This window comes from Mesotoga sp., from assembly GCF_035363035.1.
GTDB lineage: Bacteria > Thermotogota > Thermotogae > Petrotogales > Kosmotogaceae > Mesotoga.
Genome location: NZ_DAOSEH010000062.1, coordinates 1 through 14284, shown reverse-complemented (window position 1 = coordinate 14284; position 14284 = coordinate 1). Strand labels below are relative to the sequence as shown.

Annotated in this window: 13 protein-coding genes; all 13 read left to right on the top strand. The window is 52.5% G+C overall.

Features of this window, described 5'->3' with window-relative positions:
- A partial coding sequence (locus PKX57_RS09090; RefSeq protein WP_472416902.1) for a hypothetical protein occupies positions 1-653 on the top strand: 653 nt, incomplete at its 5' end.
- Between the two features lie 523 nt (positions 654-1176).
- Positions 1177-2175, top strand: coding sequence for a substrate-binding domain-containing protein (locus tag PKX57_RS09085; protein WP_213920512.1), 999 nt, complete (start codon positions 1177-1179; stop codon positions 2173-2175).
- Between the two features lie 2 nt (positions 2176-2177).
- Positions 2178-2855, top strand: a complete 678-nt coding sequence (locus PKX57_RS09080; protein WP_472416900.1) for a hypothetical protein — start codon at positions 2178-2180, stop codon at positions 2853-2855.
- Positions 2856-2870: 15 nt separating this feature from the next.
- Positions 2871-4103, top strand: a complete 1233-nt coding sequence (locus PKX57_RS09075; protein ID WP_472416899.1) for an ABC transporter substrate-binding protein — start codon at positions 2871-2873, stop codon at positions 4101-4103.
- A gap of 59 nt (positions 4104-4162) precedes the next feature.
- Complete coding sequence (locus PKX57_RS09070; RefSeq protein WP_472414985.1) at positions 4163-5044, top strand: carbohydrate ABC transporter permease; 882 nt, start codon at positions 4163-4165, stop codon at positions 5042-5044.
- Positions 5041-5898 (top strand): carbohydrate ABC transporter permease, encoded by an 858-nt coding sequence (locus PKX57_RS09065; protein WP_472414983.1) that lies wholly within the window; start codon positions 5041-5043, stop codon positions 5896-5898. Before PKX57_RS09070 ends, PKX57_RS09065 begins: the two co-directional genes overlap by 4 nt.
- A 12-nt stretch (positions 5899-5910) precedes the next feature.
- Positions 5911-7239, top strand: coding sequence for an FAD-dependent oxidoreductase (locus tag PKX57_RS09060; protein ID WP_213920517.1), 1329 nt, complete (start codon positions 5911-5913; stop codon positions 7237-7239).
- Entirely contained in the window at positions 7236-8681 is a 1446-nt protein-coding gene (locus PKX57_RS09055; protein WP_472416897.1) for a DUF4127 family protein, read from the top strand. Before PKX57_RS09060 ends, PKX57_RS09055 begins: the two co-directional genes overlap by 4 nt.
- Entirely contained in the window at positions 8669-9715 is a 1047-nt protein-coding gene (locus tag PKX57_RS09050) for a Gfo/Idh/MocA family protein (RefSeq protein ID WP_472416895.1), read from the top strand. Before PKX57_RS09055 ends, PKX57_RS09050 begins: the two co-directional genes overlap by 13 nt.
- Positions 9716-9982: 267 nt before the next feature.
- Positions 9983-11416: a DUF4434 domain-containing protein gene (locus PKX57_RS09045; protein ID WP_472416893.1), complete on the top strand. Its 1434-nt coding sequence runs from the start codon at positions 9983-9985 to the stop codon at positions 11414-11416.
- A 2-nt stretch (positions 11417-11418) separates the two neighbouring features.
- Positions 11419-12672, top strand: a complete 1254-nt coding sequence (locus PKX57_RS09040; RefSeq protein ID WP_472416891.1) for an ABC transporter substrate-binding protein — start codon at positions 11419-11421, stop codon at positions 12670-12672.
- A gap of 3 nt (positions 12673-12675) precedes the next feature.
- On the top strand, positions 12676-13575 hold the full coding sequence (locus PKX57_RS09035; RefSeq protein WP_213920456.1) for an ABC transporter permease subunit: 900 nt from the start codon (positions 12676-12678) through the stop codon (positions 13573-13575).
- Positions 13572-14284 (top strand): carbohydrate ABC transporter permease (locus PKX57_RS09030; protein WP_472416889.1); only part of this gene is annotated, 713 nt, incomplete at its 3' end. The genes PKX57_RS09035 and PKX57_RS09030, both read left to right, overlap by 4 nt.

Below are 14284 nucleotides of genomic sequence, written 5' to 3'. Positions count from 1 at the left end.
TTGAACACTGGATAAAAATGGTGCAGGAGATGACAATCGAGGCCGTTGTCAAGAAGGCGACATCGACCGAGAATATGCCCACTCCGGGAAGCAATGCCTTCCTCAAGTGTTTTGGCGAGACGAGCGGCGGCAAATACATAACGAACGCCGTGAACAACTTGAAGAACTGGTATCCTCAACACGCCAGTGCAGCCGTTTCCGAATACTTCAGCAAGACCTTACTGAACTTTACAGGTGAATACATGGGAAAAACGATCGATATAGTGACTGGAAAAACCCTCTTCCAGACAGGCAAGCAACTAGCCCAGCAGATAGATATAATGCAGGACGTCACCTTCAGAGGGCTGACCACGGAAGCGAAGATGCGAATAAGCCACCATCGTTATCTGATGTGGAAGATGGCCAATCTTGCCAACACAGAACTGAAACTCTGGAGAGAAATCGACAAACCTTTGAAGGAAGTTCTCGGTGTCTTCGAAGGAATAGTGGGAAAGGAGGCCGCTGCTTACCTCACACAACCGGTTAACTGGTTCAGGAGGAGCGTCTATGGACTCGATGCGATCCATCACCTCTATACCATTTACAAGATACAGGTCGAACTGTACAGCATAGAAAGAATCCTGATGGACATGGGAAGCTGGATTTCAATGTGAAAAGGGCGGTTGTTAGTTCCGACGCCGCGCGTCCAGGTTTTTGGTAAAACAGAGGTAAGAGGCATGAGGTTAGAGGTTAGAAAATCAAGATCTTCCGCTCTTCACACCTCTCACCTCTGGCCTCTGACCTCTTTTCGAAAATGGAGGACTGACCGGCTCCTGAGGTCTGTACGCAATTTTCGTAAAGAGCCGTCCTTGGGAAGAACGAGAAGAGGTGAAAGAGAGAGAAGAGAGAAAGAGAGAGATAAAGAGAGAGAAAGAGGGCGAACTCTCGACGTTCTTTCTCTTGTGTTTCACGAACAACGGACGACTCTTTGCATAATTTGCAATACTTTCTATTCCGTATATTTTGAAGCGATGCCCTCAGATAAGTATAGATCGCGCTGAATAATAAGTCTTAATCGGAGATGATTAGCTCAGGTGACACCAGGGCAGGTTCTTTTGGGTTTATTTATTTTCTTTCCAGGTGCTACAATGTTTCGGTTGCAGTCTGTTTGCACAATTTGCATAAAGGAGTTGTGCCATGGAAGTGACCTTGAAGGAAATTTCTACCAGGGCTGGAGTTTCGATCTCCACGGTTTCACGCGTCTTAAAGAACGATCCAAGGATAAGCGAGAGCACGAAGGAGAAGGTTCTCAGAGTTGCCAGGAAGCTGGGCCATCCAGTCGAGCCTGGCAGCATATCAAGCAACAGAGTGATCATGTTCTTCGTGAGCAATCCCCACAGATCGATCGAGAGCGACGAGTTCTTCTCAGGCGTGCAGAGGGGCATTCTCCAGACTTCCAGCGGGGAAGGTCTTCATTGCCTGGTTCAATCGATGAGAAGCCGCAGCGCCTTCGACGAGTCGCTTATTCCCGTCGATCTGGTTGAAGGGTTGGTCGTGGGAGGCATCCCGATGCCTGAATCTATGATACATTTTCTCATGTCTCTCAAAATACCGACCGTTCTCGTAGGCAAATACTGCGGCCTCGAGAGTTTTCCTTCGGTGAACAACGATAACGTCAGGGGCGGCTATCTCGCCGCGTATGAACTGCTTAAAAATAACTACGAAAAGATCACCGTAATTACCGGGCCCAGGGAGGTTTCGACCTTCGCCGACAGGCTCGAAGGCTTTTTCAAGTGTCTGAAGGAAAACAATTATCCAGGAGAAAACGTGAGGGTCATCGAGTGCAACTCCTTCGAAGAGAGGGATGGAAAGAGGTTCGTTGAGAGGGAGTACAGGAAGTCCGAAAGACGCGAAGCTATTTTCTGTACAACCGACTGGCTGGCAAAAGGAGTTATGGAAGCCTTCTTTGAACAGGAGGTAGCCATTCCCGGGCAGGTCGGGGTTATCGGTTTCGGCGGACTGGACTTCACCAGAAGAATAAGGCCAAGACTGACGACGATCGCGCTCAATCCTTATCTGCTTGGAAAGATCGCCACCGTGATGCTGTCGGAGCTGCTCGAAGGTAACGACGAGGCCAGGGGCGTGGTTTTTGTTGAACCTTATCTTCTGAAAGGCGAAACGCTGAAAGGGGGCTGAAAATGATTTTCTCACAACTGCTGAAATCGGAACGGAAATTGCTGATAGTCAGTCTGCCGGAAAATACGTTCGAGTTCGCCCGGGCGGCCCTGGAAAACGGAGCCGACGCGGTAAAGCTTCATGTCAACGTTAGGCACAGGGTTACCGGCAAACTTCACGCTACGTGGGATGGCATAAAAGAGACGGTTGGAAGAATCAAATCCAAGTTCGACCCATGCATGGGTATAGTGCCGGGAGCCGAAAATATGTCCAGTGCTGCCGAGATCGAGGAAATGGAGAAATCGGGAATCTCTTTCTTCGACGTTTATGTGGATTACGCGCCGCTCTACCTTCTGAGGAACGGAATGTCGAAGATGCTGGCGCTGAACTACACTTACGATCCCTCGATGGCCGGCAACTTGAAATCTCTGGGCGCCGATTGTATCGAAGTCTCTACGGTCAATCCCGAGAAGTACGGCAGTTCTCTCACGCTTATGGACCTTCTGAGATACCGCGAAGTAATAGATCGGGCCGGTCTTCCCTGTTTCCTGCCCACGCAAAAGAAAGTAATGCCCGAAGAAGTCAGGGAGCTTTTCGAGATTGGGTTCAGGGGCATCATAATCGGCCCCATTGTCACCGGAACCGATATCGAGAGCTTTTCAAGCGTTGTTAAATCGTTCAGCGAAGCAATCCGATACTGAAGGGGAGGTGTGGAAGTGAAAAAGCTAGTACTGGTTATTTCAATTTTGAGTCTGTTAGTCTTTGTAGGGTTGGGCAAAACAAACGTCACAGTATGGTTCGCGGGCACATCGGACCAGCTAACAATAGCCATGGATGACGAACTGATTCCGGCGTTCGAGAAGGCGAATCCCGATCTGAAACTCGTTGTCGAGTACATTCCATGGGGAGAGCTCTCCACGAAGCTGACTACGGCCTTTGCTGGCGGTATAGGACCGGATATATTCATGCACGGTCAGGCCGCCATCGCCGGGTTCGTAGAGAACGGTGTGATAAGGAGCATCGACGATCTCATCGCCAGGCTCGAGGATCCGGCCGATTTCGGTGCCGCTCTCGATGTGGGTATTTACAAGGGCAAGAACTATTTCGTCCCCGTGTTCGGTTCGGGAAGGCTTCTGGCTTACAGGGCCGACTTCTTCGAGCAGAGCGGACTGGATCCGAACGAGCCGCCCGTAACATGGGAGCAGCTTGTGACATTTGCAAAGGCCACCACGGTTTACGATTCCGGGAGAATAGTAAGGGCCGGTCTCGATATTCCCGTAACCGGCATCGACCTCCAGCAGGTTTGGACGAGTTTCCTTATAGAGAACGGTGGCAAGCTCTTCGACGATGAGCTGAATCCGGTGTTCAACAGTTCGGCAGGCGTTGAAGCCCTCGAATACTATGTTGGGCTCGTGCGCGAGGCCAAAGTGGCTTCCGAATTTGGACTGACTCCAGTCGGCAACCTCTCGCCGATCGCCGCGGGTACGGCCGTCATGGTCTTCATGAACAACGAGTCGCTGGCCGCCCTTAAGGAGTACAGTCCGGAATCTTACTCGAAAATCAGGCTGGCCTTCCCCCCTGCCAGGTACACCAGGGCCGGATTCTACTCCTTCGCGGGTTTCATGGTTTCCAGCAGCACCAAGAACCCCGAAGCCACCACGAAGGCTCTGGCCTTCCTGACTTCCAAGGATTCGCTCGTGAAGATCAACAAAGCCCTTGGAAGCCTTCCGCCGAGACAGTCGGGCGCACAGGCTGACTTCATCGCGAACGACCCCGATCTCAAGAAGTTCGTCGAGGGAGCCAAATACGCCTACGGCAACCCGAACGTTCCCTTCTGGGTCCAGGCAAGAGATATCATCTCCAAATACCTTGAAAGAGCAGTCATGGGTGCAATGAATCCGAAAGACGCCCTCGACGAAGCGGCCAAAGAAGTAAGTAAACTCAAGTAAAGTCCTGCCGGCCGAAAGGCCGGCAGTATTTCGATCGCGATAATCTTGCGGGGTGAAAGGTGACTAACAGGCTGAAAAGGCGGATCATGCTGACCGCGTTCATTTTTATCTCACCGGTACTCGTTTACAATATCATCTTCAGGATAGCGCCCATCTTCGTATCGCTTTATTTGAGCTTTACGAAGTTTTCCGGCTTCGGGTCGGCTAAACTGATCGGCCTTGTCAACTATTCGAAGATCTTCGGCGACACGCAATTCTGGAGCGCGGTACTGAGGACACTTCAGTTTTCCGTCGAAGTACTTCCGCTGAATATGTTGCTGTCGCTCCTGCTGGCTCTGCTGGTTAACACCGGCCTGAAGGGTATGAGCGTTTTCAGGGCTATCTATTATCTGCCCGTAGTGACACCCATGGTGGCCGCCAGCATGATCTGGCTATGGTTGTACGATCCCCAGATCGGGATATTGAATTTTCTGCTTTCTTTGTTCAACATTCCGCCGCAGAACTTCCTTCGAAGCCCCGCGACGGCCATGCATTCTATAGTGGCGATGAGAGTCTGGAGGGGAGCCGGCTGGAATATGCTCATATATCTGGCGGGGCTACAGGGAATCTCGAGAAATCTTTATGAAGCGGCGGCCATAGACGGCGCCTCGGCCTTCAAAAGATTCCTGAAGATCACCCTGCCGCTCCTCAGGCCGGTACATATCTACGTTCTCATCGTCGGTCTTATCAGCACGTTGCAGTCGTTCACGGAAATGTACGTTATGACCAGCGGCGGGCCCCTGGAGAGTACGACGACCGTTGGCCTCCTCATCTACCGCGCCGCTTTCGATTACATGGACATGGGTTATGCCAGCGCCATGTCTTTCATTCTCGGGTTAATAATAATGACGCTCTCGGTTGTGAGTTTCACCTGGCGGCGTGAAAAGGAGGTGGCCGAATGAAGAAGTTTAAACGCCTGAGGGTCATCTTCCTCCTCCTGATAGCGGCCGTCGTGATGGGATCGCCCTTCTTCTGGATGGCGATTTCCTCGCTCAAGCCCAACGCCGAGCTCTTCTCGTGGCCTCCCACGTTCGTGCCGCGCCATCTGACCCTTGACCATTACACGACGGCGCTAACGACGCGCGGATTCGAGAGGTACTTTCTCAACAGCGCCGTAGTCTCGCTCATCTCTATGGCCTTCAATCTCGTCTTTTGTTCACTGGCGGGCTACGCCTTCGCGAGACTGGACTTCCCGCTCAAGAACTTTCTCTTTTTACTGCTTTTGAGCACGATGATGATACCGGTTCAGGTAACGCTGATTCCTACCTTCCTTATGGTTAAATCCTTTCCGCTGGCAGGGGGCAACAACATCTTCGGACAGGGAGGCACCGGTCTTTTGAACACCTACGCCGGTCTGGTTGTCCCCCACATAATGAGTGTGTTCGGCGTCTTCATAATGCGGCAGTTCTATATGCAGTTTCCCAGAGAGCTCTCCGAGGCCGCGAGGATCGACGGCGCCAGGGAGATAAGCATATTTACTAGGATCTTCCTGCCGTTGGGCAAACCGGCCATGTCGGCGCTGGCGATATTCACCTTCACGCAGGCGTGGGATGATTTTCTCTGGCCTCTGGTGGTAACAAGCGACAGAAACATGCGTACCCTTCAGCTGGGCCTGGAGGTCTTCAAAAACAGGTACACCGCCGACTGGGGACCGCTCATGGCCGCAACCACCGTGTCGATCCTGCCGGTCATCTTGATCTTCGTGGTCTTTCAACGTTACTTCACCGATACCGCTTTGAGTTCTGGAATAAAATGAGAGGGTGAAACAATGGATAGAGTTTACGATGTAATCGTCGTGGGCGGTGGCATAGCCGGTGTTTCGGCTGCGGTCGCCGCATCCCGGCTCGGTGCCGGGGTTCTCCTAATCGAGAAAGGTATGTCTTTCGGAGGAGTTCTGACCGGCTCGCTGGTTAACCCCATGATGACCTTCCACTCCCACCGCAGACGGGTGATCGGAGGTATAGGTCAGGAGATAGTGGAGAGACTGGTCAGGGAAAGAGGCTCCCACGGACATCTGGAAGATCCGATCGGTTTCGTAAAAAGTATTACACCCTTCGATCCCGAAAAGATGAAGAGTGTTTTGATAGAGCTCCTCAGGGAGGCAAGAGTCGACTATCTATTCAATTCGCTGGTCGGCAGAGTCTGGGTAGAAAAGGGATTCCTGCAGCGGGTAGAGACGGTGAACGCCAATGAACTCCGCACCTTCATAGGGCGGGCGTTTATAGATGCCACCGGAGAGGGAAACCTCTCGATCAAAGCCGGGGCCAGATACGTCAACGGCGACGGTAACAGGGCCAATTGTCAGCCCATGACTCTGGTGATGAGAATCGGGGGAATAAACAGGGACGAGATCATCTCTTTCATCGGCGAGAACGAATCGGATTTCGTGCTGGGTGAAAAGAGGGATTTCTCCTACCTCGCAGTCGCCGGTTTCTTCAGTCTAATGCCGCTTCTGCGCAATTACAGGGTCAACTTCAGAAGGGACAGGTTACTCTTCTTCGAAATACCCTTCCATCCCGGAGAGGTGTTCATGAACACGACTCGCTATGCAGGATTCGGGGGTAGCGCCGTAGAACTGACCGCCGCCCAGAGCGACGGAAACATCGACGTGTGGAAATTCATGGATTTCTTGAAGAGTGAAGTGCCGGGTTTCGCGAATGCGTCTCTCATACAGACAGGATGCAGTATAGGAGTGAGAGAGACTACCCACGTGACCGGAGAGTACATGATGAAAGTTGACGATCTGCTCGGGCAAAAGGAATTCGTGGACAAGATCGCCATCGGCTCTTATCCGGTCGATCTGCACGTTCCCGAATCGGGTGAGCTGAAGACCATGAAAATACCCTTTCCGGGAGAGTACAGCGTGCCCCTCAGGGCTCTCTTCCCACTTGGACTTGAAAACGTGGTTCTCGCCGGGAGGGCCTTGAGCGCCGAGCATCTCGCCTTTTCCGCGCTCAGGACCAGTCCTCTTGCCTCGGCGACCGGCATGGCCGCGGGCATATGCGCCGCGCTGTCGAAAGGCTCGCATTACAGGGTGAGAGAGGTGCCAATAAAGACCATTCAGAAAGAGATAGCGAGAATGGGGGGGATTCTGTGAAAGCAGTCGTTCTTCCTATGGATGAAAGACCGCCGAACTACCGTATAGTCCAGAAGATAGGGAAAATGCTCGGACTTGAAGTCCGCCTTCCCGGGCGTGAGCTACTCGGTCGGTACATGAGACCGGGAAGGTGCGAAGAGCTTGGCCGATGGCTTCTTGAAGAGAGCGGCGACGCTTTCGCGATATCTGTGGATATGCTCCTCTTCGGCGGGCTTATCGCCTCAAGAGCCGGAGATGTGAGCGAATTCGAGGCTTTGAAAAGGCTGGAACTGCTTCGCGAACTAAGAGAGAGAAATCCCCGCTCCAGGATACTTCTCTCCTCGATAGTAAGGAGGGCCTCGATCTCTGTCTCCTCCGCCGGTTCCAGAGAACTCTGGGAGAGATTGAACCGGTACCTACGCGCTATCGGAAACGACGAAGAAGATGAGGCGCGATCGATAGAATCTACCTTTCCGAGGGGCTTTCTGGAGAGTTATTACAGACTCAGAAGCAGGAACCATATAGTCAACAGAGCCTGTGTGGAGCTTGTCAAGGAAAAGATCGCCGATCTGCTCGTGCTCGCTCAGGAGGACACCTTCCCCGATGGTCCGCAGAAGTGCGAGCTGGAGATACTCGACAAACTCTCTCGCGAGAGTGGTGTTAAGGAGAGTGTCTTCATTCATAACGGTGCCGACGAGGTTATCCAGGAGTTGTTGACTTTTACATCTGCAGACCGGCAACCGCTGTCGGTAGATCTGACCTACGATTCGCCTGAGACGGAAAAGAAAATTATGGATTTCGAAGACAGACAGTTCGGGGAAAATGTCGGATCGCACATGAGGCTGGTCGGGTTGACCGTCTCGGGTGAGTCCGAAACCTCGATCTTTATAGCCGGCAGCGAAGTGGAGAGAGCTCTGGAAAAACTCGAAGCTTTGTCGAAAAAGAAGAAGAGAATCTTCATACTAGACGTCTTCAGGGCCAACGGCTCCAACCGACAGTTCGTGGAGGGCTTCCTGAATATGGACCTGGAAAATATCTGGGGCTATTCGGGTTGGAACACCGCCTCCAACAGTCTGGGGACGTTGCTCGCCGTGGTGGTTGCGGCCTGCAGGTCTACAAACTCCGGCAGAGAGATTGCCGCGTTCTATCTCTCCCGCCTCCTGGACGATCACCTCTACCAGGGCGTTTTGCGAGACGAACTCGAGAAGAGGATTCGAAATGTCGGCGGCGACGAATACAGAGTAAATGAATCGGGCCGTCTCTTCGAGGAGTTCCGCGACGGTCTCTTCATACCCCGTGCGGTCGAATTGATCGAAAAACACTTCTACGGCAGGCCTCACGACGTTTTCGGCGGCGTCGTAGAAAAGGGAAGCATCTCCGTAACGGACTTCTTCCTGCCCTGGGACAGGACTTTCGAGTGCGATCTGGAACTGAGAGAGGGGGTAAGAGAATGTCGAAGATAAGAATGGCGATAATCGGAGCCGGCGTCTGGGGAGAGACGCATGCTTTTCTGTATAGGGAACATCCGTCCGTCGAGCTGGTCGCGATCTGCGACCTCGACCGATCGAGAGCGAGGAGCTTCGCGCAGAAGTTCGAAATACCGCACTTCTTCACCGATCACATCGAGATGCTCGAAAGCCTAGATTTCGACGCGGCGGCGATCGTGACGCCGGACTTCGCCCACGGCAGAATCGCCGTCGACTGTGCCAACGCCGGTAAAGACCTGCTCGTTGAGAAGCCGCTGGCAACCACCAGAGAGGATCTTGCGGCGATTGTCGGCGCCGTATCGAAGAACCGGGTGAGGATCATGACCGATCTTCACAACAGGTGGAGCCCTCCCTTCGCTGTGGCCAAAGAGATGCTCGACAAAGGAGAGCTGGGTACGCCAGTCAGCGCCTACTTCAGATTGAACGATGTGCTCTGGGTAGCCACAGATATGTTGCCGTGGTCGGCCCGCTCGTCGATCCTCTGGTTCCTGGGGAGCCACTCGGTCGATACTCTGAGATGGTTTTTCAATGATGAGGTGGAAAGCGTTTATTCGGTCAGCAGCAGCGGCGTCCTAAAAAACTTGGGACTGGACACAACCGATATCTATCAGACCCTTCTCAAGTTCAGAAAGGGCGGTATAGCGACCATGGAGAACAGCTGGATAACGCCGAACACCAACCCATGCGTGAACGATATCAAGTTCAACTTCACGGGAAGCCGGGGAATGGTGAACCTTGATTTAAGCAACAACCAGATGATCGAAAGCTATACGCAGAGAGAAGCTAAACGGCCCGATGTGCTTGTGAGACATTTCATTCACGGAAAGGCGAAGGGGTTCGCGTACGAAAGCATAAGGCACTTCATCGATTGCCTGGTGAGCGGCGAAGAGTTCCTGGTAAGCCTCGAAGACGCGGTGAACACCTCTCTGGTGATTCTCTCGATCTTCGAGTCGGTGAGAACCGGAAAACCGGAGAAAGTCGAAACGATAGAGGCACTATCGGCTACCTGAATAACCCCGTGGATCTCATACAATTAAGAAAATACCGATCGACATCTGCAAGCTGGAAATGTCGTCGATAGACGACTATTTCTGGCTCCATCAATTCTACCCATCCAGATTCAAAGGGCTGCCAATCAGCTTTTTAGAATTCTTCGCTCGCAGTTGTATGTCATCGTTTGTGAGCATTTCTCAAAACTGCCAATTAGTTTTGGAGAAAATTATAATTTCTGATAGAATATTCATAGAAGACAGCTAACTTTTAAGGAGGTTGATCGAATGAAGGTAATCGCTATCTTTCTCGCGATAATAGTATCGGGCCTGTCGACCTTTGCAGCCAGCGGAGAGGTCAAGAATATAACAGGAGCTTTCATACAGCTAGATGGACAGCTTTCCCAGTTCACTGAGGAACAGTGGAAGGGTGAGCTCTCTCTAATGAAAGATATAGGTATGGATACTGTGATAATCCAATACAGCGCTTACGGGGAGAGATTTTATTACCCTTCCAAGTATATGAAAACAGACGAGATCTCACCCGATGAAAGTATCGCCGAACTTGTATGGAGGGGTTCTACCAGAACGAGGTTCGTGAAGATAGTCATTGAACCGACCAGTAAGGAGTGGACAATGATTCCCGAGATCACAGTCAAGAAGGGAGGAGAGATTCTCTCGGTAGGAAGAGCCTACACAGTCGATCCACAGGCTAACCCAAGCTATCCTTCCGATGGGAAATTGACCGACGGTGCGGCCGATTACGCTTGGGGCGCTATGGTGGGCTGGCAGTATCCGGAAAAACCCATCGAGATCGTTGTAGATCTGGGAGAGTTGACCACTATAGACTCTATCGCTGTCAAGTTCATGAGATCGGAAATATCCGGTGTTCAGATCCCCTCGAAGGGCTACGAAGTAGCCGTTTCAAACGACGGGAAGGCCTTCATGAGCGCGGGGAAGGTCACCTGGGAAGAGAACAAACAGGAAAAGGCAAACGACACGCTTGGCGAACTCTTGAAGGCCGCCGATTCGCTCGATATGAAAGTTTTCCTCGGTCTCTCGCTCAACCCCTCTTACTGGTCGGGCGAGTTCGATCCCAAAGAACAGATAAACATGAACCAGAAGATCTTGACGGAGCTTTTCAGTCTTTACGGCGCTCACGCCTCTCTTGCCGGCTGGTACCTTCCCGAAGAGATAGACGACAGGAATTTCCTCACGCAGACCAGGAAAGACGGCATAAGGACTTATCTTAAATCCATGGTTACCTACGCGAAGTTCCTCACCAGAAAGCCGGTCATGATCTCTCCATACTTCGGAATCAACCCCAACGGGGAAGCGTATGCCGAATGGTGGGATTATGTGCTCAGCGAGGCGAAGGTGGATATCATAGCCATGCAGGACGGAGTCGGAACCAGAAGAACTTCGGTCGCCGAGTCGGCCGGGGTTATAAAGGCTTTGAAGCCGATCATGGACAAGCACGGAGTGAGGTTCTGGGTAAACGTGGAGGTCTTCGACCAGATCCACGGCTGGCCCGTCGATGCCGGAAGCTGGCAGGCCGTGCCGGCCGATATAGAAAGGGTCGTTGACCAGCTTCAGATGCAGTCTCCCTACACCGAGAAAGTCGTCATATTCGATTTCCCTCACTACATGACTCCGAGGCTGGGAGGAAGGGCCGAAGAGCTTTACAAGGCCTATAAAGAATACACAGGATTGGGGGATTGATCATGAGGAAAGTTCTTGCGATCACGGTGATACTGATTGTTGCTATGGTCGGTCTGGCCAAGACCGAGCTCTCCTTCTGGTACGCCTGGGGAGGGGACGAAGGGAAGGCCCTTCTGGCTCTTGTAGAGGAATTCAACAAAAGCCAGAGCGAGATAGTTGTGAGGCCGGTCTTCGTTCCGATAGGACAGGGAGAGAAGATAAACACCGCTCTGGCCGGATCTTCTACGCCTGATATAGTGACGATCTGGGACTGGATGGTAGTTCCGCTGGGCGAGAGCGGCGCTTTGATACCGCTCAACGATTATCTTGACTCGGCAGGGATCGACGAGTCAGACTATCTTCCCGGTGTATGGTCTTACGGAGCATACAGGGGGATCAAGTACGGCCTTCCCACGACCCTCAACGCTTACGCCTTCATGTGGAACAAGACCCTCTTCAAAGAGGTCGGTCTCGACCCGGACAGACCTCCGGAAAACATAAAGGAGCTTGACAGATACGCAGAACTGCTTTTCAAACAGGACACTAGGGGCAATATCAGGCGTTTGGGCTTTTTGCCGAACGTGAGCCACATTTATTTCTACGTCTTCGGCGGCCAGCTGTGGGATCCGGAAACCGAAGAGATAACGGCCAACCATCCCGGCAATGTCGCGGCGCTCGACTGGGTGGCTTCGTACTACAAGAAGTTCGATCTGCAGAAGATCAGGGTCTTCCAGGCCACCTGGGGAGAGATGGCCAGTTCCTACAACCCCTTCTACCGGGGACAGCTGGCGATCCAGGAGGCCGGACAGTGGGAGCTGCTCTTCATAAAGCAGTTCGCCAAGAGCGATTTCGAATACGGAGTTTCGCCCTTCCCGGCCCCCGAAGGCGGCAGAGAGAAGGTAGCCTATTTGAACGGCTCCTTCTGGGCTATCCCCAAGGGTTCGAAGTACCCCGATCAATCCTTCGAGTTTCTGAAGTGGTTGACCGATAAAGATCAGGCCGCCCGGTTCGCCGCCGAGTTGTCGAACATCCCCCCCAGGGTCGATGCGATAGACAATCAGGCCTTCCAGTCGAAAATGCTTCCGAATATGGAGATATACATAGATATGCTGACCAACGGTTATGTGTATTTCTTCCCCACGCTTCCGATCGGACTGTATTACATGGAGGAGCTGAATCAGGCGTTGCAATACGTACAGAGCGGAGCCAAGACGGCCGAGCAGGCTTTGAACGATGTTCAGCAGGCCGTAATAAGGGAACTGGGGAGGTACGAATAATCCATGAGCAAAGTGGCGAAGTCCAGGCTTAGAGAGGCGCGTATCGGTTTGCTCTTCCTTTCTCCCTGGCTGATCGGTCTTGCCGTCTTCACGGCCTATCCAATAATCGCATCGCTGTATTTCAGCTTCACGCATTACAGCGGGCTATCTTCGCCACGCTGGGCCGGACTTGACAATTACGTCCAGCTCTTCAAAGATCCTCTGTTCTGGAAGTCTATCTACAACACGTTGTATCTGGCGATAATCGGTATCCCCCTCGCACAGGTCCTGAGCATCCTCGTGGCCCTACTGTTGAACACAAAGGTCAAGTTCCTGGGGATATTCAGGACCCTGTACTTTTTGCCGAGTATCGTTCCGGCCGTTGCGACGGCGCTCCTCTGGAAGTGGTTCCTCAATCCGCAGTTCGGACCGGTGAACCTGCTGCTGGAAAAGATAGGTCTTCCCACGCCGGGCTGGTTGACCGACCCGGCCTGGTCGAAACCGGCCCTGATCTTGACGAGTGTCTGGGGAGTCGGCGGGGCGATGGTTATATATCTGGCCGGTTTGCAGAACATACCCACCGAGCTCTACGAAGCGGCCGAACTGGACGGCGCCGGGAAAATCGCCAGGCTTTTCACGATAACTCTTCCGATGCTCAGTCCGGTGATACTCTTCAACGTGGTAATGGGTATAATAAACTCCTTCCAGTCCTTCACCAGCGTCTTCATAATGACCGGTGGCGGACCGGAAAATTCTACGCTGGTCTACGCGCTGTCGATCTACAGGAACGGCTTCCAGTTCTACAAAATGGGTTACGCCAGCGCCATGGCCTGGGTGCTGCTCATAATGACTTCCATCGCGATCGTCTTCGTCTTCAAGTTTTTCGGAAAATACGGTTACTTCGGGGGAGTAGATAAGCAATGAAGAAAAGATCGCTCGGTAAAACATGGATATACCTCTTGCTGATAGCCGGCGCCGTGTTTTTCATGATACCGTTCTTCTGGATGTTCTCGACCTCTCTCAAATCCTACGACGACGTTTTCGCCTTCCCGCCTGTATGGTGGCCTTCCGAAGTGTTGTGGTCCAATTACGCCGACCTGCTCGTAGAGCTGCCCTTCTTGAGGTACACTCTCAACACCGTAATAGTGACGGGAATGACTCTGCTGGGCTTCATGCTTTCGTCTTCCGTGGTGGCCTTCGGTTTCTCCTATTTCAGAATACCGGGCAAGAAGGTTCTCTTCAGGATACTGCTGGTCACGCTGATGATACCGCCGCAGGTCACCATGATACCGCAGTTCGTTCTCTTCAACAAACTAGGCTGGGTCGGCACGTTCCTGCCGCTCATAGTACCGACTTTCTTCGGTGGCGCCTTCTCGATATTTCTTCTGAAACAGTTTTTCGACACCGTACCGAGAGAGTTTTCCGACGCGGCGAAGCTCGACGGCGCCAACGAGTGGAAGATCTTCCTGAAGGTTTATCTTCCACTGTCCAAACCGGCTCTGGCGACTTCGGCGCTGTTCATATTCATATGGACCTGGACTGACTTTCTGAATCCGTTGATCTATCTGAACGACGATAGAATGTACACGCTCTCGATCGGTCTCCAGCAACTGTCGACATCGCGTACGACGGC